Raw genomic sequence first — 25,587 nt, forward strand, 5'->3', positions numbered from 1 at the left:
AAGCAGCTATAAAGCTGCTTTTTTTTATGTCTAATTTAAATTCAATCTAAATAAACCGTTTAATAATAAAGTCTACTTTTACCCGTTTTGCTTGGCCAAGTAACTTTTTAACTGGCTGAGGGTAATCTTCCATGATTTCTAAATCGTCTGGCCCTGTTAGTCGGCGACAGTGCTTAAGAATTTCATGCTTTTCGTTATCAATTGCTTGCATGATAGTTTGCTCAGGATCTTCAATTAATATCCCGTTTTCTATGTCTAAACCCCATGCTCGTGGGTTTAGGTTATGCCCACTCAATAAATGCTTTGATCTATCTGCACATATTCCTTTTAAATGGAAAGAGTTATTGTCGTGTTTCCAAAGGTATACATTCAAATTACCGTTATCTATATGGCGTTTTTGTGTTTTAACAAATTTATGCAAAATAGTTTCGTATAAATAAGGCAACGCACCAATTTTACTAAACGGCTCACTAGGTGGCATATAAAAATCATTAGCGGTTTTATCACCCACAACAATTGTAATATGTTTGCCTTGTTTCAAAAGCCTGCGTAACGAACGCATAAGCGGCGCAGGAAAATTGAAGTACGGTGTATAAAGTACTAACTCACGCTCTGTTGTATCAAAAAGGGCTTTGATCATACGATTAAGTTCGTTATGACGACGCCCAAGCCCTAAAAACAAGCGAATATTTAACGCATTATTGCTTGCTTGCTCAGCCGACTTATAACTTGCTGCTTTTAGATCACGCATTAATTGCTTTTGTTCAAGTTTAAAGTCAATTAATCGCTTGAGCGGACGCATGTCGATACGAGGCACTGCCACTGAACTCAATAGCTTTGATTCAATAAAGTCTATTACAGAGTCACACAGGCCTTTTTGCGTAATTAAAAAGTAACGGTCAAGCCTGTAGCGGTCACTGTGCTGTAAATACACATTATTTAAGCTAGCACCGCTGTAAAGCAACGTGTCGTCTATTACAAAACCTTTTAGGTGTAATACACCAAACAGCTCTTTCGCTTTTACCGGTACACCAAATACTTGTACATTTGATTTAAATTTTTCTAGATAGTCACAGTATAAACTTGCGTTCCCGTCTGATTTCTCAGCACCAATAAGCCCACGCTGGGCACGATGAAAATCGACCAGTACTTTTACTTCAAGTGCAGGGTTGGCTAAAGACGCATTGTGTAATGCCTCTAAAACTTCGCGGCCTGCTTCATCATCTTGCAAATAAAGCGCAGTAATATAAATGCGCTTTTTTGCGTTAGCGATTAAATTAAGTAATTGTGTGCGGTAATCTTGCGCATTGGTTAAGACGTTAACGTCTTTTGAAGTCAACCCAAATGCGGGTTTTTCCTGCCAAAATAACATAGTTGCCTATTCATTTAGGTCACATAATCTATCAGTGACAAATCAAAATTAGGTAAAACATAACAAAAAAAATCAAAGTGGTCATGAATTAACGACGTTTTGTTGCTTGTTAGTCTATTTATTGAGCTAGTTTACCCTGCAAGGCATAAAAGTATGTTTGTTTAGTACATAAAAATGAACAGGTTTTCGATTTACTAAAAAAAATAATCTCAGATTTTGTTTACTTCTGCCTTGTTTTTCTTAGAATCGAGCGCATTAATGACCGTATAGAATCGTTTAGGAAAATATCATGACTGAAGCAAAACATAGTAAGCTACTAATTTTAGGCTCTGGCCCAGCTGGTTACACAGCTGCAGTGTATGCAGCCCGTGCAAATTTAAACCCTGTTTTAATTACAGGTATGCAACAAGGTGGTCAATTGACTACTACCACTGAAGTTGAAAACTGGCCGGGTGATGCACACGGTTTAACAGGCCCTGCACTTATGGACCGCATGAAAGAGCATGCTGAACGCTTTGAAACCGAAATTGTGTTTGACCACATAAACAAAGTTGATGTTTCTAAACGCCCTTTCACACTAACTGGCGATCAAGGTACATACACATGTGATGCGCTTATTATTGCTACAGGCGCATCTGCAAAATACTTAGGCTTAGAGTCTGAAACAAACTTCCAAGGTCGTGGTGTATCGGCGTGTGCAACATGTGATGGCTTTTTCTATAAAGGCCAAAAAGTAGCAGTAGTTGGTGGTGGTAATACCGCAGTTGAAGAAGCACTATACTTATCTAACATTGCTGATGAAGTCCATGTAATTCACCGTCGCGATAGTTTCCGTAGTGAAAAAATTCTTGCTGATCGTCTTACTGAAAAAGCGGCAAACGGCAACGTGGTAATGCACTACAACCGTACACTAGACGAAGTTTTGGGCGACCAAATGGGTGTAACAGGCATTCGCATTAAAGATGTAGCATCTGATGCTACTGAAGATTTAGATTTGGCGGGTGTATTTATAGCAATTGGCCACAAACCAAACACAGATATGTTTGAAGGCCAGCTAGAAATGAAAGACGGCTACCTAGTTGTTGAGTCAGGTCTTAACGGTAACGCAACGCAAACAAGCGTACCAGGTGTTTTTGCTGCAGGTGATGTGTCTGACCATATTTATCGTCAAGCGATTACATCTGCTGGAACAGGCTGTATGGCAGCCCTTGATGCAGAGCGCTATTTAGACAACCTATAACGTTTATTTTTTATAAAAGGGGCTGAACAATCAGCCCCTTTTTTTACGCCTAAAATATAGTTACACTTTTAAAACAAATTATAAAAAGTAAACACGTTATGACTAACCAGCTATACCAACTAAGTGATACAGATATAGCATTTCCCAATCCAGAATATGCATTAGTTTCTCCAGACGGCCTACTAGCTGTGGGTGGTGACTTGAGCCTAGCTCGCCTTTGCAATGCTTATACTAATGGGATATTTCCTTGGTTTAGCGATAACGAACCTATTATGTGGTGGTCACCAAGTGAACGTGGCATTGTGGAGTTAAATGAGTTTCATGTTAGTAAAAGTTTACGTAAGCACCTAAAAAAATACCCCGTAACAGTGACAGTTAATAACGCCTTTGTTGAAGTCATTGAAGCATGCCGTGACCAACGCATTGATACCGACGGTACTTGGATCACTACTGATATGCTTAGTGCTTACATAAATGCTCATCATGCAGGCGTAGCGCATAGCTTAGAGGTGTGGCGCAACGGAGAGCTTGCAGGTGGACTGTATGGAATTATGCAAAATGGTGTGTTTTGTGGCGAATCGATGTTTCATCATCAAACTAATTGTTCTAAATTAGCTATGTGGGCGCTTGTGAATTGGTTAAAATACCATGACGCTCATTTTATTGATTGCCAACTCGAAAACCCATATTTGATGAGTTTGGGAGCAAAAGTTATTCCTCGAACTGATTTTTTAGCTAAACTTAACACTGCACTTACCTATAAAGTTAATCCTACTATGTGGGAACCACAGGAACTTATTGCAATCTATGAATGAAAACCTAACAGCCCGTGTTGGTTTAAGCCAAGAATTTGCGTGTAGTTATCTGCCCAACAGGCGCGAGCAACTATTAGTCATATTAGATCCCACTTATTATTGCTCAGAAAAGTTCGAATCTTTGTTAGCAGTCGGCTTTAGGCGCAGTGGTAACCAAATATACCGCCCTCACTGCCCCGTTTGCAGTGCATGTAACTCTGTTCGTGTTTTAGCGCAAGAATTTATGCCATCAAAATCACAAAAACGTAAACTAAACAAAGCAAAAACCCAGTTTACGGTCACTTACTCTACTAGCGAACGAGCAGAGTATTATCCGCTGTACAGTAAATATATAACTATGCGCCATCAAGACGGCAGCATGTACCCACCACAGCCTGAACAATTTCAAAGCTTTTTATTTTGCAGTTGGCTTGAAATCACATTTATCGAACTTTGGCATCAAGACACTTTAGTAGGTGTAGCTGTAACCGATTGTATGGACAACGCTATTTCTGCTATTTACACGTTTTTTGACCCTGACTTTGAGCACTATAGCCTAGGGTCAATTATGATATTAGAGCAGCTAAAATTTGCTAAAGCGCAAAATAAACAATTTGTGTATTTGGGCTATCAAATTGATGAGTGCACCAAAATGAAGTATAAAACTCAGTTTTTACCCGCACAAAAACAGCTTAATGATGAGTGGCTGGCTATTTAATTTGCAAATATAGCCCCTGCGCCTTTACTTATTGGTGTATTTTGGGCAAAATCTGCAGCGTTTAACTATTAAAGAGGTGTTACGCTAAACATGGCGAAAGAAGACGTAATCGAAATGCAAGGGACTGTCCTTGATACTTTACCAAATACAATGTTCCGAGTTGAGCTAGAAAATGGTCACGTAGTTGTGGCTCATATTTCAGGCAAAATGCGCAAAAACTATATCCGTATTTTAACCGGCGATAAAGTAACGGTAGAAATGACTCCTTACGATTTATCGAAAGGTCGTATCGTATTCCGTGCTCGCTAAGTAAGTGCGTAAACGAGATTTAGTTTTTGGCTAGTGTATAACTAGCTTTAAGCGTTTATTAAATGTAATTGATGGACTTTGACTAGCAATTACATTTAATAAACAAAAAACCCAGCTTTTGCTGGGTTTTTTGTTGCCTAAAATAAAAAATGGCCCGGTATTACAAGCGAGCCATTTAGAGTCTTATGCGGTTTATGCTGGTGTTAAACTACTTTCGTAATCAAAACGGATTTTCTTGTCTTTTACCGACACCTTCACTGTGCCGCCATCAGCCAACTTACCAAACAGTATTTCGTTTGCGAGTGGCTTTTTGAGCTCTTCTTGAATAACACGCGCCATTGGGCGTGCACCCATCGCTTTATCGTATCCTTTTTCAGCTAACCATTCACGTGCCTTAGAGGTCAATTCAAAATTAACCGACTTCTTATCAAGCTGTGCCTGCAGTTCAACAATAAATTTATCAACCACCAACAAAATAACTTCACGTTCAAGATGGTTAAACCAAATAATGTTATCTAAGCGGTTTCTAAACTCTGGTGAAAATGTTTTGTTAATTTCACCCATTGCATCGTGTGTATGATCCTGCTCACTAAAGCCAATTGACTTGCGAGTTGTTTCTTGCACGCCGGCATTAGTGGTCATTACCAGCACAACATTTCTAAAGTCAGCTTTACGGCCATTGTTGTCGGTTAATGTACCGTGATCCATTACCTGCAATAAAATGTTGTAAATATCTGGATGCGCTTTTTCAATCTCATCGAGTAAAACCACCGCATGAGGGTTCTTAATAACAGCCTCGGTTAGCAAACCGCCCTGTTCAAAACCAACATAACCTGGCGGTGCACCAATTAAGCGGCTAATTGCATGACGCTCAACATATTCCGACATATCAAAACGAATAAACTCAACACCCATGCATTTTGCAAGCTGCTTAGTTACCTCTGTTTTACCAACACCGGTAGGACCAGCGAATAAGAAAGAACCCACTGGTTTTTCTTCACTTGTTAGCCCAGAACGTGACAAACGGATTGCCGATGTAAGTGCATCAATTGACTGATCTTGACCAAACACCAACATTTTAAGATTACGGTCAATATTTTTAAGCGTTTCTTTATCCGATGACGATACATTTTGTGGTGGAATGCGCGCCATTTTGGATATGATCATTTCAATGTCTGACACACCAATGGTTTTTTTACGTTTAGAGCTTGGCTGCAAACGCTGGTTTGCACCGGCTTCATCTATTACATCAATGGCTTTATCAGGTAAGTGACGCTCGTTAATGTATTTAGCACTCAGCTCCGCCGCGGCTTTTAACGCTTTTTGTGTGTAACGAATACCATGGTGTTCTTCATAACGATCTTTCAGGCCATTCAGAATTTTAGTGGTATCGGCAACACTTGGCTCAAGTACATCAATTTTTTGAAAACGACGAACTAATGCACGGTCTTTTTCAAAAATATTTTTATACTCGTTGTAAGTTGTTGACCCCATACAACGGAGCTTACCACTTGAAAGTAATGGCTTAAGCAAGTTAGAGGCATCCATAACCCCACCTGATGCAGCGCCTGCCCCAATGATGGTGTGAATTTCATCAATAAATAAAATAGAGCCTGGTTTTGCTTGTAGCTCTTTTAATAAACTTTTAAAACGTTTTTCAAAATCGCCACGGTATTTTGTACCAGCAAGTAATGCCCCCATGTCTAACGAGTAAACTACTGCATCTGCAATCACTTCTGGAACTTGCTCGTTAACAATACGATAAGCTAACCCTTCAGCAATCGCTGTTTTACCCACTCCCGCTTCACCTACAAGCAACGGGTTATTCTTTTTACGACGACACAACACTTGTACCGCACGTTCAACTTCACTGTCACGGCCAATCAATGGATCAATATTACCATCGCGTGCTTGCGCATTTAAGTTAGTAGTGAAGCTGTCTAGCTTGCTGACCTCTTCATTTTGAACTTCTTGCACTTCTTCGTTTATGTCGTCCGTATCGTCGCCTAAATCATCATCGGTTTTTGAAATCCCATGAGAAATAAAATTAACAATGTCTAAGCGCGAAACATCATTTTTCTTCAGCAGATAAACGGCTTGGCTTTCTTGCTCAGAAAAAATAGCAACCAACACATTTACGCCGGTAACTTCGTTTTTACCTGATGATTGAACATGAAACACTGCACGCTGTAATACTCGTTGAAAACCAAGCGTAGGTTGTGTTTCACGCTCTTCTTCTAAATCGGGGATAACCGGTGTTGTTTCATCAATAAATTCAAGCAATTCGTATTTTAAGCCTGAAATGTTAACACCACACGCATTTAGCGCTTCTGAAGCAGAAGGGTTATCTAATAGCGCAAGTAAAAGGTGCTCGACAGTCATAAACTCATGACGGCGAGTGCGCGCTTCACGAAACGCGGCATTTAATGTAAGTTCTAAGTCTTTGTTTAGCATTGGCAACCCCTTACTGAGATAATAATGTATACCACAACAAACAGGTGTGTGATCACCCTAGTTGGTATTTATTCCTGCTCACAACTACAAAGCAGCGGATGCTCGTTATCACGCGAGTAGCGGTTAACTTGTTCAACTTTGGTATAAGCTACATCAGCGCTGTAAACGCCACAAATGCCTTTACCTTTTTCGTGAACTTGAAGCATCACGTCGGTTGCTCTATCGCTATCCATATTAAAAAACGTCGTTAAAACTTCTATTACAAAGTCCATCGGCGTGTAATCGTCATTATTTAAAACAACTTTGTATTTTCGCGGCGGCTGTAGCTTTTGCTTTTCACTGTCGCGAACTGTATCGATAACACCTGAATCTTTCATACCACTCATAATTAAATATAGTCTTGTCTAAGGAACTCAAGCAAACTTGAATAAAAAATAAATAAAATGTTAAAAAATAGCTCAAAAAGCTTGACTGATTGATTAAATAAACTACAGTCAAACATAGATTGATTAATCCTTAATCAGTCTAGCAAATAATATGGTTTAGAATAACTAAATTAGTCAACTTATTGAAGGATGTAGAAGTATGGCTTGTGGTAAAGTTAAATGGTTTAACAATGCTAAAGGTTTTGGTTTCATCGTTGAAGACGGCTGCGAGAATGATATTTTCGCCCATTACTCTACAATTGTAATGGACGGTTATAAAACGCTTAAAGCTGGACAAGATGTAACATTCGAATTAGAACAAGGCCCTAAGGGCTTGCACGCTAAAAATATTGCCTTAGACGGCGACATTTTAGAGTGACGGTTGTTTTATTCGACTAAAGCGAGCGACCTATTAGGCTCCTCGCTTAATTCCTCACACTTCTATTTACCAACACCAATATAAATTGTTTCTTTTTCTTTATTTTCAACCCTCATCCTTGATTTTATTTCATATACCCCAATATTCTAAGAGTTGACCGTTTAACTGCTTGTGAGCAGGCTCAAACTCTAGCCCTTTGTATTCAAGCTTGTTACACTCTTGATGCTAAAAATTAGGCAAAACATAGCAATTAGCTCAACTTGCTGAGCACATAAAATATACTAGTCTAAAGGCTAATTTATTTTTATTATATTTTTAGCTATAAATATGACCACAGTTCGTCAGGTGTGACTATTCTGCTTTAACTGTAAAGCTACACGAGTACCAACACCTAACAAACTATTCATTATCTGAACGTATGTATTAAAACACTATGGTATGTACTCTTTCAGCTTTAATGATTTCTTTGCATTGTTGAATAAGGCCAAATGGCCGACTATCTAGGAATGATGATGACATCAAAAATTATCTATACAAAAACGGACGAAGCTCCGGCACTAGCAACTTACTCGTTGCTACCGATCATCCAAGCATATACAAATGCAGCAGGTGTTGAAGTTGAAACTCGCGATATCTCATTAGCAGGTCGTGTAATTGCTAGCTTCCCTGATTATTTAACAGAAGAACAACGTATTGGTGATGCACTTGCTGAACTAGGTGAGCTTGCAAAAACACCTGAAGCTAATATCATCAAACTTCCAAACATTAGTGCTTCAGTTCCACAGTTACGCGCTGTGATAAAAGAGCTTCAAGCAAAAGGCTATGCCCTTCCAGATTACCCTGTTGAGCCTAAAAACGACGAAGAAAAAGCAATTCAAGCTGCATACGACAAAGTTAAAGGTAGTGCGGTAAACCCTGTATTACGTGAAGGTAACTCTGACCGCCGTGCACCTGGCTCTGTAAAAGAGTACGCACGCAATAACCCACATTCAATGGGCGCGTGGAGCAAAGACTCTGCCTCTTACGTTGCAAGCATGAGCGAAGGCGATTTCTTTGGTTCAGAGCAATCAACAACTATCGAAGAAGCAACTGACGTACGCATCGAGCATGTTGCTACAAACGGTGATACAACTGTTCTTAAACAAAGCACACCACTACTAGCTGGTGAAGTAATTGATGCTTCTCGCATAAGTGCTGCTAAGCTACAGGCTTTTTTAGCTGCTGAAATTGATGCTGCTAAAGAAAAAGGCGTTTTATTCTCGCTTCACATGAAAGCGACAATGATGAAAGTGTCTGACCCAATCATATTTGGTCACGCTGTTAAAGTATTCTATAAAGACGTATTTGCAAAACACGGTGAGCTTTTTGAAGAGCTAGGTGTTGATGTTAATAACGGTTTAGGTGATGTTTACTCTAAAATTCAAACATTAGACGATGCTAAACGCGCTGAAATTGAAGCCGATATTCAAGCTGTATATGCTGACCGCCCTGCTATTGCTATGGTTGATTCTGACCGTGGTATCACAAACTTACACGTGCCAAGTGATGTGATCATCGATGCATCTATGCCTGCTGCAATTCGTTCAAGCGGTCAAATGTGGAACAATGACGGTAAATTACAAGACACAAGTTTTGTAATTCCTGATCGTTGTTACTCTGGCGTTTATCAAGCAACTATTGATTTTTGTAAAGAACACGGTGCGTTTGATCCAACGACAATGGGTAGCGTTCCAAACGTTGGCCTTATGGCTCAAAAAGCAGAAGAATACGGTTCACACGACAAGACGTTCGAAGCAAAAGCAGCGGGTACTATTCGTGTAGTTGATACCGCGGGTAATACACTACTTGAGCACAGTGTTGAGCAAGGCGATATCTGGCGTATGTGTCAGGTTAAAGATGCACCAATCCAAGATTGGGTTAAACTTGCTGTTAACCGTGCACGTGCTACTGGCGTTCCTGCTATTTTTTGGTTAGACGAAAATCGTGCACACGATGCTCAGCTAATCAAAAAAGTAAATAAATACCTACCAGATCACGACACAGCTGGCCTAGATATTCAAATTTTAGCTCCACTTGAAGCCACTTTATTCTCTTTAGGTCGCATTAAAGAAGGTAAAGACACTATTTCTGTAACAGGTAACGTACTACGTGATTACCTAACAGATTTGTTCCCAATTTTAGAGCTGGGTACAAGTGCTAAAATGCTTTCAATTGTCCCACTTATGAACGGTGGTGGCTTATTTGAAACTGGCGCAGGTGGTTCTGCACCTAAGCACGTTCAGCAGTTTGAAAAAGAAAACCACTTACGTTGGGATTCTTTAGGTGAGTTTTTAGCACTTGCAGCATCACTAGAGCATTTAAGTGTAACTACTGGTAACAACAAGGCTCAAGTACTTGCAGATACGCTTGATAAAGCAACGGGTACTTTCCTTGCTGAAAACAAATCGCCTTCACGTAAAGTTAAAGAAATTGATAACCGTGGTTCTCATTTCTTCTTATCTTTATTTTGGGCTCAAGAACTTGCTAAGCAAAATGACGATAGCGAACTTAAAGCACAGTTCACTCAAATTGCGAGCGATCTAGAGGCAAATAAAGACGCGATCGTAAACGAATTAAACGATGCTCAAGGCCCTGCTGTTGAATTAGGTGGTTACTTCCAGCCTAATGACGCAGCCGCTTTTGAAGCAATGCGTCCAAGCACTACATTTAACGATATCCTTGCTAAATTAGTGTAATAAATAGTAAAAATAAAACCGCTTACTTTTAAAGTAAGCGGTTTTTTTATGCCTATTAAAAAAGGCCGCTTAATGCGACCTTTTAAAGTTAATATCAACTCGCTTAATGAAATCCCAATTGTCGGGTTGATATAACGCTTACTATTTACTTAGTGTAAGCTCTTGGCATGTTTGAATCAGTAGTATAACGGTCACGTAATTTATCTTGGCGAGACTGTGTAGACACCTCAGTGCCATTAATAAACATACGACTTACGTTACTGCTTATTTCAAACGGATCATTAGTCCACATCACTACATCAGCGGCTTTACCCACCTCAATACTGCCCGCATTAATACCGAATACGTCAGCAACATTTGATGTAACAGCTTTCAGTGCACCTTGTTGGCTCATGCCATAAGATACAGCGTTACCTGCGTCATAGCGAAGCTGATAAATATTGTGACTTGCATCTCCACCAACCGTTAAAAGTACTTTAACACCGGCTTTTTCAAGTAAACCTGCATTATTTAAATTAGCGTGTAAAGAATCGAAGCTTCCTGGTAAGTTGTCCATAGCGCTAATAATTACTGGGATATTAGCTTTAGCAATATGCTCTTTAACAACAACAGCATCCTGTGCTCCACTTAGTACTAAGTTAACACCAAATTGCTCTTTCACTTTAATAAGCTCAATAATATCAGCAGCACGCGATACGCTTATAACCAATGGCATGTCGCCAGAAAGTACTTTAGCCATTACTTTGTCTTCAGTACTTGGTTTATCGTCGTCTTTTTTATCTTTTTTGCTCAATTTAGTTTGATGGGCATCTAGCTTATTAATTAATGTTTGCAGTGTAAAAGCGCGCGAGCCTTTTCTTCGCTCACCTAAATGCACAACTAACGCTGCTTGTTTTTGAACGTCACTTTCAAGGCTGCCGCTTAAATCAACCACACTAGCCAAACCTGCAAAAATACTATCGCCGCCATAAGGGGTAATTACATCTCGTGTAACGCCGCCTTTACGTGCATAGGGTATTAAGCTTGAATGTGCGTTATATGCAAGGCTAACATCAAAATCTATACCCGCTTTGTCGTCACCCGCATCGCGAGAGCCTGCAACCGCACCCACTTCAACTAAACCAAGTTGGTTATTGCTTGCAATAAAACCAGGGGTAACAATTTTACCATTGGCATCAATAATTTCATCAGCACTTACTTCTGCCGGGTTAATAGCTGTAATTTTCCCGTTATCCATAACAATGCTTGCGCCTTTTAATACGCCTTGCTCTGTTGATGTATGGATAGTTGCATTAATAATAGCCAATGACTGTGCGTCTACAGCACCAGAGGCTAGTAATCCGGCAGCAACCAGAGATAGCGAAAACGAACGTGATAAATTTTTCATTCTGGGTGCTCCTTATTTTTGACCTAACATAAAATCACTGGTTGCCTGATAAGTGCTATCGTTTCTATCGTAAACTTTTGCACCATCAACAAAAACTTGCTCAGCTTTTGCGTAAACGCTAAACGGGCTTTGGTTCCAAATAACCACATCGCCTTGTTTACCTGCCTCTAACGAGCCTGTTTTATCGTCAATACCTAATGATTTTGCTGCGTTAGTGGTGATCCACTTAATTGCATGCTCTTCTGAAATATCAAAGCCATTTTCATTAGCACGATACATTACTTTAGCCGCTTCTTGATTTAAGCGTTGAATGGTTGTGTCTGAATCTGAGTGAACAACGGCACACGAGTTCTTAACCGCATCAACAATGGCAACGTTTTCTTGAACCATGTCATAGGCTTCCATTTTAAAGCCCCACCAGTCTGGCCACAATGCAGCACACGAGCCATTATCAGCTAACAAATCTGCAATTTTGTATGCTTCAATACCGTGATGGAACGTACCCGCGTGGTAATTAAATTCTTTAGAAAGGTCAATCATCATCGCCATTTCTTCGGCTTTGTAACAATGATTGTGGATCATTACTTCGCCTTCAAGAACGCCGCGTAATGTATCGTACTTTATATCTCGATTCGGGGCTTCAGGATTTTTACCTTCTGCGTATTCTGCATCGTACTTATCCCATGCTCGCTTATATTCTTGCGCGCCAATCCACGCAGTGCGGTAACCAGCCATATTACCCATACGTGTTGAAGGTAATACACCTTTACGACCATATACGCGTTTTGGGTTTTCACCACACGCCATTTTAAGGCCATACGGTGCATCAGGAAATTTCATTCCTTGCATTGTGTGTGCTGGCACGTTTTTAAGCGTAACACCACGCCCGCCAAATAAATTAGCAGAGCCTGGCAAGATTTGTAACGAGGTAATACCGCCTTCGCGCGCACGGTTAAACCCTGGATCTTGCGGCCAAACAGAGTGCTCTACCCAAACTTCGGCCGTATTTGGGCTGGTCATTTCATTACCATCTTGATGTGATTCTACCGATGGATTTGGATAGGCACCCAAATGTGAATGAACATCAATAATACCTGGTGTTACCCATTTACCTTGTGCATCAATAGTTGTGTCTGCTTTTACAGTTAAGTCTTTACCTACTTGCTGTACTTTACCATCGACCAATAGTACATCAGCGTCATCTAAGCGTTCGCCGGTACCTGTAAGAACAGTCGCGTTTGTGATGAGTGTGCTTGTTTTAGAGATTGGCGTGTAAGTACTTGGGTATGGGTTTTTGTTAATAGTTATTTTATCATCTTGCGGGCCATTTTCTTGGCAACCTACAAGTGCAGCGGCTAAGCCAACTGCTAATAAAGAGGGAGCAAATTTATTCATGTTGTTGGGTTCTCCTGTTTTTTTAATACTTTAGCGAAAGCTTGGGCATAAAGCTAAAAAAACAGGTGAAAACGCGGTAAATTAAGATGAATTTACGTGATTATTTTTTTATATAATTGTTATATAGCTTTTCTAGTGCGCCCTCTGTGGTGAGGGACGGATCTTTGCTGATAAAATGTTTGACCGTGCGAGTTACAAAATCTGAATTTTGCTTATGTAATTTAGAAAAATCTTTAATAAGAGTATTACCATCTTTAGCCGCTGTTACCTTGTCGTGGCGATGACGGTACTGACTAAGGGCTTTGTTAAAATCGCCGTTGTAGTCTTCAACTAAAATTTTATAAAAGTCACTTTTTTGCACATTTAAAGAGGTAATGCAGTAATTCAGTGCGTCTTTAAAATCGGTAAAAACGTTACCTTCTACATCAAACTCTTTTGTTTTTTCGCGTACTGTGACACGTGCCTCTTCGGTGGCGTAACTAAAACCTGTAAATGCCAATCGCTCCGCGGCTTCTTTTCCTAATTTCATACCGGCCTGAATACTGTGAGCAAACTCATCACTCATGTCACTTAATTCGTTTTCTTCCCACATATTATAGACACGCAGTGCTTTGGCATATTTATTAGACAGCTTTTTTTTAATTTTGGTAAAGCGCTCGTCAATCGTCATTAATCGTTCGTTATGTAATAGCGCATAACATTCATAACAAGCAGGAATTGAAATGAAGTCGGCATCCTCGCCTAAATCAATAATACTTTGCAGCATATGAAGAGGCGGACAATGATCGCGTTCAGTTGCTTCGCAGCCACAATAAAAACACTGATTAAAATGTTGTTGTTCGCAGGCATAGGCTTGTTGATAATAACTGGCTAACGCTTTACTCACTGTTTATCCTAAAAATCTACACATCAATTTATTGGGCGATAATACCAGCCTAAAAAAATATGTCAGTATCAATAAATTATTTTTATGAAAGTGTGTCAAAAAACACACTTAAAAATATGCTTTTTCATGAGCCTATAAGTAAGTGTGTACATTAAACATACTTGCTTACAGCTTGTTGCGTTTGGTTAACAGCTTTTTTAATTAATTAGTTTAATAATTAGCTTGCAACCGCAAACAACGAGGAAAAGTAAAATGAATACATTTAAAACAGCATTATGTACAACACTTGTAATTGGTAGTGCAGCATTAGCAGCACCTGTATCAGCAAAACAATTTGTAGCAGCCGACTCAACGCCAAGCACACAAATTTGTATGGCTGTTGCGTCTAATAAAGCATATTTACTACGCAAAACACAGCAGTCATTGAACGTTAAAAAAAGCATTATTAGCAATAAACTAACGTGTAATAACTTACCTATGGGTGATTTTGTAGCGCGTTATAATTTAGATAAAAGTGCTAATTACTTAAATATTGAAAGCAGTACTCGCACTTCAATTAAAGATTTAGCAAAGGTGTCGTCAACTGAAATCATTGTTATTTCGTCTCCGCAATAACATGCTTAAACGTTATAGCTAAGCAGGCATAACTATAACCTGCTTAGTTTTATTATTAACTTTATTGCTTAAAGAACACCCGCAATTAAACCAAATAAACCGCCAAATACTCCGCCCCAAACAACTAACCAACCTAAGTGCTCGCGTATCATTGTTTGAATTATTTCTTTCACCATTTTAGGGGTTAATTCATCAAGGCGTTCATCAACAAGTTTAAGTACTGTGCTGTGCAACCCTTGAGCACTATTTCCTTGTGAAAGCGTTTGCGTTACTAACGCTTTAAAGTTCTCTGTTTGAGAAATTTGTGCTAACGAAAGTTGCATTTTATCAATAAATTTTTCGCGCATTGGCTCTATTGCAGCAGTGCCTCCAAACATACCCAGCATGCTACCAAATTGCGATTGCTCTATAACCTCGAGTAAATTATCGAAAGCTGGATTTAAATCAACATTACTAATGATCGGTTCAAAGTCGATATTAGGCTGCGCCTTGTTGAGTAAATTATTAATTTTTTGCTCGGAGAAAAACTCAGTGAGTATTAGGTTTCGTATAGCAACTTTAAAGCTCTCAAACTTAAGCGCAATAACACCAGACCCATATAAAAACGGCACCTTTTCAAATAGCATATGAATAGCCAATAAATTGGTCACTGCCCCAGAAAGTGCAAATAACCCCACCGACAAAACTACTGGCTGATCAAACATCAATCCTGCAGCTACACAAATACTTGCTAGTAAATTGGTTATAAAACTTTTGTTCATTTTTACTCCATTACAGTTAGCGTCACTTTGTGCGACACATTCACTAATTTTACAACGTTTAGTTTGTTAAATTAATCCCTTTTTGCCATAGTTTAAGTGTCTGTATAAAATACGAGCAACTATTATGTGGAAAGCAATTAACGAGCACATTAGCCAAGCTACAAATACTGACTTTAAACACACACAAAAGCGGCAACTGCAAGGCACAACAACCGATAAATATTTTCATATAGGTAATGGCACACAAAGCTACTTTGTTAAAATTGCGCTCAAAAGCGAGCTTGAGCGATTAGAAAGTGAATCTAGGGGCTTACAGATGCTTGCTAATAATAGTTATTTTAGTGTTCCAAGCTGCATTACATCAGGTGCTAACATTGAATTTTCATTTATCGTACTTACGTGGTTAGATCTTGATGAGCAGCCCTATTGCCAATGGCAAAAAATGGGCACTCAACTAGCGCAAATGCACCAAAAGCATGACCAGGCAATGTTTGGCTTTGATATAGATAATCACTTAGCTACCACCGTTCAACCAAATCGTTGGCACAAAAAGTGGGATGTATTCTTTGGTGAAGAACGCATAGGGTGGCAATTACAACTATTAGCCGAAAAAGGCATTAAATTTGCCAATCCCGAGCACATAATTAATGAAGTTAAAGCACAATTACATAGTCATGTTGTGAGCCCATCTTTGTTACATGGTGATTTTTGGCGAGGCAACTTGGGCTTTTTAAAAGAAGTACCGACCGTATTCAATCCCGCTTGTTATTATGGTGATCGGGAAGTGGATATAGCAATGAGCGAGCTATTTGCGCCACTACCCGATGAATTTTATGTTGCCTATAATAAGCAATATCCTCTTCTACAAAGCTATCAAAAACGTAAACATATTTACCAACTATACCCTATTTTAAATCATGCAAATATTTTTGCTGGGCACTATCTTACTGAAGCTAAACAACATATAGATAAGCTTATGCAATAAGTGTAAATAAACTGTCATAACACGCTAAACAGACTATATTTAAAGGGTTCTAAGGAGTTCAGTTTTACGTCATTAAGCCGTGGTTAGAATAAAAAACATTCCAAGCTCTGCTTAAGTTATTTGTATTTGGAGTGATTATGAAAGACTTTTTATCACAACGTATTAGCTGCCCGTTTTGCGGACACCACATTCATTTGGATTTAGATGCCAGCATGGGCGATCAGGACTATATTGAAGACTGCACTGCCTGTTGCAACCCAATCCATTTAAATATGCACATAGACCATGCACACAATAAATTAGAGCTACACGTAGACAGTGACGACGAACAAGTTTTTTAATTTTGATGACGCAGGTAGTTTTCTACGGTGTTAACAATAGTGTAAGTTTGCTGATCGACCTCTATATTTAGCTCATCGCCTACTTGCGCTTTACCTAAGTTTGTAATTGCTAAAGTTTCTGGGATCAAATGCAACCAAAAACCCTGCTCGTCAATCTCGCCTACTGTTAAACTAGCACCATTAATGGCGACAAAGCCTTTGTACAATACATACTTTTGCCACTTTACCGGTAAGCTTACCTGAATTTTGCAGTTACTTTGAGTATTAATTATTTGATTTATTTTAGCCGCACAGTGAATGTGTCCCGATACAATATGCCCACCCAGTTCTGTGCCAAAAGTAACAGAGCGCTCGTAATTTACTAAACTGCCCAGATCAAGAAGCCCTAGATTAGTTAATTGAAGTGTTTCGTCAATCACGTCAAAGTGAACTTGCGCGACTACATCTTGGTTACTTAGCTCAACTTTTACTACTGTTAAACAACACCCATTAATCGCAATACTGGCTCCTAAATCTAGGTGTTTTACGTAGTCATCGCTCACCGACACCACTAAACGTAACACACCCTCATTATGGTTTTTAGACACCACAGTAGCTTGAGTTTGTACTATACCTGTAAACATAAAATCTCGTTAAGTTATGACAAAGTGATAGTTTAACGTATCGAATTATAAAATCATTCACTCCTTAGATTTTTATTTCAAAGACAATAGATTACAATTACAGCCTTACTCATTAAATAGCTGTTTTTATGACCTTTTGTAATTGGGAAGCTAAGCGTTTACTTTCTCTCGCGCTGCCTGTTTTTTTAGCACAAGTTACCCTTATATTAATGTCGGTGGTCGACACTATAATGGCAGGTCAGGTCAGCCCTACCGACCTAGCTGCGCTTTCTATTGCTACTGGTATTTGGAACCCACTACTTTTAGCGTTGCAAGGTATTTTGTTAGCACTAACTGGCATAATTGCACAATTTGCCGGCGCGAATGACAAAAAAGGCATAAGCCACTATTTTCAACAAGCTTTATATTTAACCGTTTTACTGTGCATTACAGGCTTTAGTATTGCCTACTTGGCCAACATTATTATATTACAGCTAGATACAAGCCCGGCTATTGCGAGCCTCGCTTTCGACTATATTCAATTTGTTAAATGGGGGGTGTTTGGATTTTTATTTTTTACAACCTACCGAAACATGACCGAAGGCATGGGCATGACAAAACCGGCCTTTTATATTAGCTTACTCGGATTAGCCGTTAATATTCCTGCTAACTACATTTTCATAAATGGTTTATTTGGCCTTCCCGCCTATGGCGGAGCTGGCTGTGGTATAGCAACAGCTATTGTTTTAACAGTGATGGCATTAGCACAGGTCACTTATTGCCAAATGAGTAAAAAGATAGATGCCAAAGGGCTGCTCACACCGTTTGAAAAACCAAATATAACGACTATCGCCACTATTACAAAATTAGGTATTCCTATCTCTTTGGCTACCTTTTTTGAAGTAACACTTTTTGCATGTATTCCACTCTTTATTGCCCATTTAGGAGCGGTTGCTGTATCAGGGCATCAAATTGCAGCAAGTGTTACCGCGTTACTGTTTATGATGCCGCTAAGCCTCTCTATTGCCATTAGCATTCGAATTGGTAACTTGTATGGTCAGAACAAGTTTGAACAGTTAAAAATAGCCGTATCGACAAGTTATCTACTGGCTATATTAATCGCACTGTTCTTAGCGTTTATAACATTTATAGGTCGTGATGTGATAAGCCAGCTATACACAGACAGCCCTGCGGTTATTGCCCTTGCGACCTCAATTATGATTTTAGCCTGTATTTATCAACTACCCGATGCCCTGCAAGTTGCAGCAAATGGCATTTTAAGAGGATTAAAACACACAGCCCCTATTTCTTACATCACGTTTATTTCGTATTGGTTAATCGGCTTTAGCTTAGGCTACGTATTGGCAAGAACAGATATAATTGTGCCGGCTATGGGGCCGCACGGATTTTGGATTGGTATAATTGTCGGGCTCACTGTTGCAGCCATTTTGTTAATGATAACCGTTAGTAAGCGCTTTAAACATGAACCATTTATTAGCCAACAAGCTTAATTTAAATAACATAAAGCAGTTAGTATTAGTATGCATGTTACTAATACTACCCGCTACTATGCTAACCGCTTGCACAGAGGCCCCCAGTAATACAAACAACACCTATATAAAACGCCTTGAAAATATAACCGACAACAAATCAGAAGACCTCCCAGCGCTTAACTCACTCAAATTAAAGCCGTTAACCGAACTCAACAACACTAAAATAACACTGGGTATAGTTGAGCTTGCCGGGATCAGCAGCTGCAATTTAAATGTGGTAATAAGTGAGCACAACAACCAACTGGGTAAAACAGCAACCGCTGCAGGGCGTTTGAAATATCAAATAGACTTTATTCAACACGCCAACAGCTGCTTAGCCTCCCTCGATGAATCCTCAGTAACGTATAAAAAAATACATGAAGCAAAAAATCAAAAACAAGCTGATTTACTACATTACTTTAATGCAGCCCTTATTGAGGAACCAGAGCTCAACCGCACGTGGTCACTAACCGCTTCAGAATTAAGTAAAGAACCCGCAGGCTTTAGCGACACAATTGAGGCTATGCGTAAACTTACTGCTATTAAAGCGCAATTAGCTCAGGCTCAATTTGACGAAATAAACACAGATGCAATATACCAAGCACTCGAAACGCTTAATAAATATAGGTTTATTCAATCATTAATTAAATCTGTCAGGCAACAAATAAGGCTAAATAAAATCGCCACGGGGTTGGTGCATAACATCAATTTAAGCACCCTATGCCCAGTGGGTAAAAACAAAGATAAAGCTAAAATAATGAATAATATATTTCAAAAGTTCTATCTTTCACAAATTCAGCCTTACCAAGCACAACTCATTGGTTTTCTTGAAGTGCTTCAGCCTTTATTAAATCAACTGTGGTACCAAGAACGTGTAACAACTAATGAAATTAATCAGCTGATTAAAGCAAACTCAAATACCAATTTATTAAATCAATTGAAAAGCTCAGCTAAACAGCATGTTATTTGGTGGCAAGAGTTTTATAAAACGTGTGAAATCAGCCCAATATGAATAAAAAAACGGCAAATAAACCTAAAAACACGAAACGTGCTTGATTCACCAACCGCCACGCTATATATTAGCGGCCGTTGTTAAGCAATTAACACTTACTTAAATATAGTAATACGACTGTAGCTCAGTTGGTTAGAGCACTACCTTGACATGGTAGGGGTCGGTGGTTCGAATCCACTCAGTCGTACCAATATTAATCAGATGTATAATTGAAGGAAAGAGCACTACCTACTCTTGACCACCCGGTCCAAGGGTCAGTGACTCAAATCCACTCAGTCGTACCAATATTAATGAAATGTATAATTGAAGGAAAGAGCACTACCTACTCTTGACCACCCGGTCCAAGGGTCAGTAACTCAAATTCACTCAGTCGTACCAAATTTATTCTGATTTATTGAATAAGTTATATTTAAGAACCTCAAATTGTACGACTGTAGCTCAGTTGGTTAGAGCACTACCTTGACATGGTAGGGGTCGGTGGTTCGAATCCACTCAGTCGTACCAATTCAAAAAATATAAACTCAAAAAAAAGCACTACCCACTCTTAATAACCCGGTCCAAGGGTCAGTAACTCAAATCCACTCAGTCGTACCAATTCAATAAATATAAACTCAAGAAAAAGCACTACCTACTCTTGACCACCCGGTCCAAGGGTCAGTAACTCAAATTCACTCAGTCGTACCAAATTTATTCTGATTTATTGAATAAGTTATATTTAAGAACCTCAAATTGTACGACTGTAGCTCAGTTGGTTAGAGCACTACCTTGACATGGTAGGGGTCGGTGGTTCGAATCCACTCAGTCGTACCAATTCAAAAAATATAAACTCAAAAAAAGCACTACCCACTCTTAATAACCCGGTCCAAGGGTCAGTAACTCAAATCCACTCAGTCGTACCAATCCAATAAATATAAACTCAAAAAAAAGCACTACCCACTCTTAATAACCCGGCCCAAGGGTCTGTAACTCAAATCCACGCAGTCGTACCAATTCAAAAAATATAAACTCAAGAAAACCTTCTCCCTACTTTTATAGCGCTTTCCTTGGGTCAATAAATAGAATCAACTGAGTTGTGCAAATTAAAACTTATAAAGTTGCTAGTCAGAGAGCGCACCAAGTACATACACAAGTGGCGCATTCCAATTAATCGCAACCTCGTTAGTTGAAAAGCTACACCAATCGTCAACGTATGATTTTGCTGGCTCATTGAATAAGTAGTTACAATTATCTTGTTGTCCTGAATGAGGGCCACCTACAAGCATTCCTGGTACAGGTGCAACAACATTATCACTGTGTGAAATTCGATGATGTGGATACAAAGGTGTTTTAGTGCCAAACCCAGTAACAAAAGAGTACCCCGTAGGGTTTCGCCCTAATACATAATCGACAAGTCCATGAGCTGCATTTTTATAATCGTTATTTTTATTTATCTGAGCGGCTTGTAGCAAAACCATCGCTTTATTTAACGCGGCTGAGTTACTCCCCCATACAAAGTCTGATTTTTGCATAGCAACATTGTATGGACTGCTTTTATGTTGGTTTAAATATATGTCAGCTAAGTCATTTTGCTTTATTTTAAGGGCTTCGTATTCTTGTTTAGACAATAAGTCCTTTGCTTTAAACAGCAAACTACTCAAAGAAAGGTACGATACATTTCGCCACGCTGGAGCCACGTAATCAATATTTATCTCTTTATAAATAGTGTAAAAGTTTTTATTTTTAGTGGTTATAAATAACTCTGCAGCGGCCCAAGCAAATTCATCCTTTAAATAATGATCTCCATATTCACCACTTTTAATATCACTTGGTTGCTCATAATATTGTGTTTGGTTTAAAAGCGCCCAACGCCATGCTTTTATGGCTGCATTTGAATATTGCTTACTCTTATTGGGGTAGTAAGGTTCAATTACCCGGCTAGCCATGGAAAGCGTAGCTGCAAAATTTGAGCGCCTTTTATTTTAGACTTATTTTATAGCTTAACATTTTGTGATCACTGCCTTTAAAGTCCGTGACCACTAGGCTTTGTAATAAAACGTGTTCGCTCATTACACAGTGATCTATAGGTAAGCCAGTCAAAATAGAGTGCCCTTTTTTAAAAGGCATAAAGCTTGAGTATCGATGTTGCCCAAAGCAGGTTTGAGCTTGCTGCCACTCAAAATATGAAGACCAAGGTACTACATTTAAATCCCCGGCGACGAGCCATGCGCCCTTTTCATTTTGTGTTGAAAGCTTTAAGGCCGCTAATAGCGTATTTCTATTTTGCCAATGACGTTTAGAGCGTGGTGAAGGCGGGTGCGCAATAAAAGTGGTCAAAAGCGTATTACCCACCATAAACTTAAGTTTTAAATACCCTAGCTTGTCGCCATCTAATTTAACTTGTTGCTTATAAACCATAGGTATTCGCGATAAAACAACCATACCATAGGGTATTCCCTCAACCTCCTCATAGCCAAACATGTCGGTAGTGGTTATAAATTGAGTTAACAGGTGGCGATTTTTATCACTAAACTCTTGTAAAATAAGCACATCCCAACTTTCATCACGCAAACTTAGTAAATGTGTTGAAAGGTATTTATTACTATAATTAACATTAATTTGCTTGATTGATAAAGCCTCTGAATTAACAGGCGATGTTACGGGAAAAGACACCAAAATAGGGCCTAGCCCCAGCGCGCAAAGTAGGATCACCACTGCAGCTAATTTGTACAGTTTTAACAACATAAGTGCGCACCCACACATCAACGCCGCAATTAACATCTGTATTCGTAAAGATGAAAACACATCGGCATAAAAGCTAGTGAAGGGATTAAACGCGAGTAAGATAAATACGGCTGCTGCACATATAAAAATAATCCGCAAAACTAAATAGTGCGGATTATTACTTTCTGGGATATTTGACATTACTTTTTAAACCTAACCATTTTAATAATTATTATCGGATAACAAACTGTTGTTGTGCTTGAGCAGGTTCGTACTGCCAAGTGAATAAAAGCGGCTCGGTCGACTCATCGTAAAACCAAATTTCAGCAATCAGTTCAATATCTTGATTGCTTAACACTAATTGCGTATCGAGAGCGGTATTACTAAGAGGCCCTCTGTAAATACAGTTGTTATAATCTGCTCGTTGAGATGCCATCTTTGTTTGGCACACATTTAAGTAAGCTCTTACATCGCCCATCCCCAGGTCAACATCAACATCAAGTGAATATTTAGTAGATAAATTAAATTCGTTATCAACAGTAATTGCGTTAATCCCAGTTGGATTATTTGCTGGTGTAGAGGTAGAAGATACCGTCGCGACTGCTGGTGCTTTTGTCTCTTCTGAACCACCGCCGCCACATGCTGTTAACCCTATTGATAGTGATAAAATTAATAGTGTATTTTTCATTATTGTTCCCCTCTTACAACAACATTACTAATACTGTAATCGTTAAACCACGTTGGCTTTTGTTTACCCGATGATTGAGCAAACTCTGCAAAACTTCCGTAAGCGTCGGTTATGTCTACCCCTTCAAGGGGATGCAGCCATTGCATACCGACCTCCATTGCCCACGGTAAACCGTTTTCGTTAAGAAAATACAAGCCATTGCTTTGTACGCTGGCATCATCTGCGTTTGTAACGCTGTAGAGTGATGTATCAAACGCTTCAGTTGGTGCTTGGTTTTTAATGTGTACTTCCCAGCCTCGGGCGTTTTTACCGACTAAAAAATCGCCGTGGTAAAAGCCATCAGTTGCAAAAATAAACGGATCAAGCAGCGTACCGGGAGATGCACTTTTCGCTTTTGGTTCTTTTAAAGGAATACTCATGCTAAAGGTAACTTTAACGTTTTCATCGCAATTATCTTCTGTTCTAAAGTAACTACAGCCCGACTCTTTTGAAACGTGGGCCCAGGTATCTTGCATGAAAATGAGGATAGCTTCGTTTCTACCTGCCTCCAAAGGACTCGCTGTTTGCGGTTGCCCGTCAATAATAAAGCTAATTGCATCTTCATCGACTTCGTCTCGTAAAATAGTGTGAGTGGTATTATTGACAGTTTCTTTTAATCTCACAGCAAAGCCATTATGGTATGTGGCTCCAATACCAATTAGTTGACCATCAATTTTATAGCCAACCACATTACTCCCTTCCATAAGCTGTGTGGTTCTGTAATTGAGCACTAGATCATTAAAGTCGTAATCACCTGCAAACGGCCATCTATCCTCGTAAGCAAGGGTTACCCAATCATTTTCGCCAGGGTAAACAGCGCTTGCATAAGTGGTAATTTCGTAATCTTCTACTTCGCCGCCCAGTACACCCCCTGTTGCCGTGATCAGCGACGCCTCTGTGCCATCGGTGACTCTGAATCGAGCCCATGTTTGGCCCGCTTTGGTGTTACTTGGCACCGTTATTAAAATGCTGTTATCGCCCTCATTTATGGCACGTTTAGTTACCATTCTTTCGTCTTCAGTAAAACGGCCATTTTGGTCCCAATCAAACCACGCATATAAAAAGCCAGAAGTAGACGCGTTAACAATAATTTGCGAGTCTTGCCCTGCCGAAATCGCCGTTACAAAACTTACGCCATCGTCTGAATCGTCAATAGGAGACAATAGTAAATCGGAATTGGTATTAATGTTTTCACCATCCACCGAGCTTCCCAAATAAATTAAATCTGAGCCGGTACTATTCGGGTCAAATAAATGCCTTGCGCCACTTTGCTCAAGGCTTGTGTTGTAAGGCGCTGGCGCGTCACCAAAATCAATTGAGCTATCAGTTACTTTTACTTCGGCAATGGCACAGCGCGCACCGTCGTTTTGACTTGATTTAGGCCCCGATGTAAACACATTTGCCACCGGGGTGTAGCCAACGACTGGGCTAACACTTAAATCAACTTTATGGATTTTACCGCTTTTATTGTTACTAAAATAAAACTGGCCCTTCACATCAAAATAAGCCGCGCCAAATGCGCCAGTATCATCGCCTACATCAACTTGAGTAATTAACGTATGGGTATTTGCTGCAATATCTATTTCGTATAAATTGCCATTTGGCTCAACCGCGTATAAAAGGTTACTAGTTGGGTGAAAGGCAAAGTCATAAATAGACAATTTCCAAGTATTTGTATTGGTTAACAAACTTGCCGTAATAGATGCATCTAAGTCACCATCTAAATTAATACCATATAGGCCAAAGTTAGGATGATAAACATAATAGGTAGCTCGTTGGTCATTGCCCTCACCTACAACTTGTATATCACCTACATAAAAATTAGTGGCAGGTAAACCTTGTACGTTTAGCCGCTTCATTTCGTAGTTGCTGCCAAGCTGCACTACGCTACCAGGCGTTTGCTTACTGTAACCGTACATGTATTGATCTTTATAATTAAAACCGACTGCATTAACGCTGTTAGTATTTAATTCGTTAGCGAACGTTAGCTGCGATGCTAAAACGGTAGGTTTAGCTGAAACTAAATCTATTCCGTATAGTTGCGCGTTAGCATCTTGCATTAAAAATGCCTGGCTAGGGCAGGACTCGAATGGTTGACTGAGCACAGCGCATGGAAATATAACTAAGCATGCTGTTGCAAGTTTATTTAGTTTCATAATTTAGCCCTTAAAAAGTTAAGTAATTAAACTGTTGCAGGGTCTATTCCAAAACTTAACTT

General features: G+C 39.4%; 23 protein-coding genes and 3 tRNA genes. 14 read left to right on the top strand and 12 right to left on the bottom strand.

The features are described 5' to 3' along the window. Positions 1–46: 46 nt before the first annotated feature. Positions 47–1,372, bottom strand: a complete 1,326-nt coding sequence (gene pssA, locus PS1M3_RS08955) for a CDP-diacylglycerol--serine O-phosphatidyltransferase (protein WP_203983655.1) — start codon at positions 1,370–1,372, stop codon at positions 47–49. 289 nt (positions 1,373–1,661) lie between these two features. On the opposite strand from pssA, the gene trxB reads away from it, so the two are divergent. From trxB to infA, 4 genes are all read left to right on the top strand, one after another. Next, complete coding sequence (gene trxB / locus PS1M3_RS08960; RefSeq protein WP_006792874.1) at positions 1,662–2,612, top strand: thioredoxin-disulfide reductase; 951 nt, start codon at positions 1,662–1,664, stop codon at positions 2,610–2,612. 98 nt (positions 2,613–2,710) lie between these two features. Continuing rightward, positions 2,711–3,427, top strand: a complete 717-nt coding sequence (gene aat / locus PS1M3_RS08965; protein WP_008128404.1) for a leucyl/phenylalanyl-tRNA--protein transferase — start codon at positions 2,711–2,713, stop codon at positions 3,425–3,427. Continuing rightward, complete coding sequence (locus PS1M3_RS08970; RefSeq protein ID WP_203987298.1) at positions 3,420–4,124, top strand: arginyltransferase; 705 nt, start codon at positions 3,420–3,422, stop codon at positions 4,122–4,124. Before aat ends, PS1M3_RS08970 begins: the two co-directional genes overlap by 8 nt. Before the next feature lie 90 nt (positions 4,125–4,214). Next, positions 4,215–4,433, top strand: a complete 219-nt coding sequence (infA, locus tag PS1M3_RS08975; RefSeq protein ID WP_002962494.1) for a translation initiation factor IF-1 — start codon at positions 4,215–4,217, stop codon at positions 4,431–4,433. A gap of 192 nt (positions 4,434–4,625) precedes the next feature. Here infA and clpA read toward each other — a convergent pair whose 3' ends face one another. Beyond that, positions 4,626–6,887 carry an ATP-dependent Clp protease ATP-binding subunit ClpA gene (gene clpA / locus PS1M3_RS08980; RefSeq protein ID WP_010556376.1) on the bottom strand — a complete coding sequence of 754 codons (2,262 nt, stop codon included), beginning with the start codon at positions 6,885–6,887 and terminating at the stop codon, positions 4,626–4,628. Between the two features lie 68 nt (positions 6,888–6,955). Beyond that, entirely contained in the window at positions 6,956–7,264 is a 309-nt protein-coding gene (gene clpS, locus PS1M3_RS08985) for an ATP-dependent Clp protease adapter ClpS (protein WP_021032429.1), read from the bottom strand. Positions 7,265–7,472: 208 nt separating this feature from the next. On the opposite strand from clpS, the gene cspD reads away from it, so the two are divergent. Both cspD and PS1M3_RS08995 read left to right on the top strand, forming a co-directional pair. Beyond that, positions 7,473–7,691 carry a cold shock domain-containing protein CspD gene (gene cspD, locus PS1M3_RS08990; protein ID WP_006792879.1) on the top strand — a complete coding sequence of 73 codons (219 nt, stop codon included), beginning with the start codon at positions 7,473–7,475 and terminating at the stop codon, positions 7,689–7,691. 512 nt (positions 7,692–8,203) lie between these two features. Then, a complete protein-coding gene (locus PS1M3_RS08995) occupies positions 8,204–10,426 on the top strand; it encodes an NADP-dependent isocitrate dehydrogenase (RefSeq protein WP_010556375.1) in 2,223 nt (740 codons plus the stop codon). A gap of 145 nt (positions 10,427–10,571) precedes the next feature. Here the strand turns inward: PS1M3_RS08995 and PS1M3_RS09000 are convergent, their stop codons facing one another. From PS1M3_RS09000 to PS1M3_RS09010, 3 genes are all read right to left on the bottom strand, one after another. Beyond that, the gene (locus tag PS1M3_RS09000; RefSeq protein WP_138740829.1) at positions 10,572–11,813 is read right to left on the bottom strand and encodes an amidohydrolase family protein; all 1,242 of its coding nucleotides are present in this window, start codon (positions 11,811–11,813) and stop codon (positions 10,572–10,574) included. A gap of 12 nt (positions 11,814–11,825) precedes the next feature. Next, entirely contained in the window at positions 11,826–13,208 is a 1,383-nt protein-coding gene (locus tag PS1M3_RS09005) for an amidohydrolase (RefSeq protein ID WP_203983657.1), read from the bottom strand. A gap of 100 nt (positions 13,209–13,308) precedes the next feature. After that, positions 13,309–14,094 carry a hypothetical protein gene (locus PS1M3_RS09010; RefSeq protein ID WP_008128423.1) on the bottom strand — a complete coding sequence of 262 codons (786 nt, stop codon included), beginning with the start codon at positions 14,092–14,094 and terminating at the stop codon, positions 13,309–13,311. 252 nt (positions 14,095–14,346) lie between these two features. On the opposite strand from PS1M3_RS09010, the gene PS1M3_RS09015 reads away from it, so the two are divergent. Next, a complete protein-coding gene (locus PS1M3_RS09015; RefSeq protein ID WP_203983659.1) occupies positions 14,347–14,709 on the top strand; it encodes a DUF3718 domain-containing protein in 363 nt (120 codons plus the stop codon). A gap of 68 nt (positions 14,710–14,777) precedes the next feature. Here PS1M3_RS09015 and PS1M3_RS09020 read toward each other — a convergent pair whose 3' ends face one another. Beyond that, positions 14,778–15,470 carry a hypothetical protein gene (locus PS1M3_RS09020; RefSeq protein WP_008128428.1) on the bottom strand — a complete coding sequence of 231 codons (693 nt, stop codon included), beginning with the start codon at positions 15,468–15,470 and terminating at the stop codon, positions 14,778–14,780. A gap of 124 nt (positions 15,471–15,594) precedes the next feature. Here PS1M3_RS09020 and PS1M3_RS09025 point away from each other — a divergent pair, with 124 nt between their 5' ends. Together PS1M3_RS09025 and PS1M3_RS09030 are read left to right on the top strand one after the other, a co-directional pair. Next, positions 15,595–16,455 (top strand): fructosamine kinase family protein, encoded by an 861-nt coding sequence (locus PS1M3_RS09025; RefSeq protein WP_203983661.1) that lies wholly within the window; start codon positions 15,595–15,597, stop codon positions 16,453–16,455. A gap of 137 nt (positions 16,456–16,592) precedes the next feature. Next, positions 16,593–16,796, top strand: a complete 204-nt coding sequence (locus tag PS1M3_RS09030) for a CPXCG motif-containing cysteine-rich protein (protein WP_203983663.1) — start codon at positions 16,593–16,595, stop codon at positions 16,794–16,796. On the opposite strand, the gene PS1M3_RS09035 is transcribed toward PS1M3_RS09030, so the two are convergent. Next, positions 16,793–17,419, bottom strand: coding sequence for a riboflavin synthase subunit alpha (locus tag PS1M3_RS09035; RefSeq protein ID WP_203983664.1), 627 nt, complete (start codon positions 17,417–17,419; stop codon positions 16,793–16,795). The genes PS1M3_RS09030 and PS1M3_RS09035 overlap by 4 nt on opposite strands. Positions 17,420–17,547: 128 nt before the next feature. Between PS1M3_RS09035 and PS1M3_RS09040 the strand changes: the two genes are divergently transcribed. The 5 genes from PS1M3_RS09040 to PS1M3_RS09060 all read left to right on the top strand — a co-directional run bounded on the left by PS1M3_RS09040 (position 17,548) and on the right by PS1M3_RS09060 (position 20,752). Continuing rightward, the gene (locus PS1M3_RS09040; RefSeq protein WP_203983666.1) at positions 17,548–18,909 is read left to right on the top strand and encodes an MATE family efflux transporter; all 1,362 of its coding nucleotides are present in this window, start codon (positions 17,548–17,550) and stop codon (positions 18,907–18,909) included. Beyond that, positions 18,881–19,942, top strand: a complete 1,062-nt coding sequence (locus PS1M3_RS09045; RefSeq protein WP_203983667.1) for a DUF3080 family protein — start codon at positions 18,881–18,883, stop codon at positions 19,940–19,942. Before PS1M3_RS09040 ends, PS1M3_RS09045 begins: the two co-directional genes overlap by 29 nt. Before the next feature lie 113 nt (positions 19,943–20,055). Then, a tRNA-Val gene (locus PS1M3_RS09050) sits at positions 20,056–20,132 on the top strand. A gap of 237 nt (positions 20,133–20,369) precedes the next feature. Further along, positions 20,370–20,446 (top strand) — tRNA-Val (locus PS1M3_RS09055). A gap of 229 nt (positions 20,447–20,675) precedes the next feature. After that, positions 20,676–20,752, top strand: a tRNA-Val gene (locus PS1M3_RS09060). Positions 20,753–21,039: 287 nt separating this feature from the next. Here PS1M3_RS09060 and PS1M3_RS09065 read toward each other — a convergent pair. Genes PS1M3_RS09065 through PS1M3_RS09080 form a run of 4 tightly spaced genes read right to left on the bottom strand, consistent with a single transcriptional unit; the run spans position 21,040 to position 25,525 of the window. Continuing rightward, positions 21,040–21,864 carry a glycoside hydrolase family 9 protein gene (locus PS1M3_RS09065; RefSeq protein ID WP_239104444.1) on the bottom strand — a complete coding sequence of 275 codons (825 nt, stop codon included), beginning with the start codon at positions 21,862–21,864 and terminating at the stop codon, positions 21,040–21,042. A gap of 31 nt (positions 21,865–21,895) precedes the next feature. Then, the gene (locus PS1M3_RS09070; RefSeq protein ID WP_203983669.1) at positions 21,896–22,843 is read right to left on the bottom strand and encodes an endonuclease/exonuclease/phosphatase family protein; all 948 of its coding nucleotides are present in this window, start codon (positions 22,841–22,843) and stop codon (positions 21,896–21,898) included. 31 nt (positions 22,844–22,874) lie between these two features. Further along, positions 22,875–23,330, bottom strand: coding sequence for a hypothetical protein (locus PS1M3_RS09075; RefSeq protein ID WP_008131284.1), 456 nt, complete (start codon positions 23,328–23,330; stop codon positions 22,875–22,877). Beyond that, positions 23,330–25,525, bottom strand: coding sequence for an LruC domain-containing protein (locus PS1M3_RS09080; RefSeq protein ID WP_203983671.1), 2,196 nt, complete (start codon positions 25,523–25,525; stop codon positions 23,330–23,332). The genes PS1M3_RS09075 and PS1M3_RS09080 overlap by 1 nt, the downstream gene beginning before the upstream one ends. Positions 25,526–25,587 lie beyond the last annotated feature (62 nt).

Source organism: Pseudoalteromonas sp. PS1M3, from assembly GCF_016865405.1.
Classification (GTDB): domain Bacteria; phylum Pseudomonadota; class Gammaproteobacteria; order Enterobacterales; family Alteromonadaceae; genus Pseudoalteromonas; species Pseudoalteromonas marina.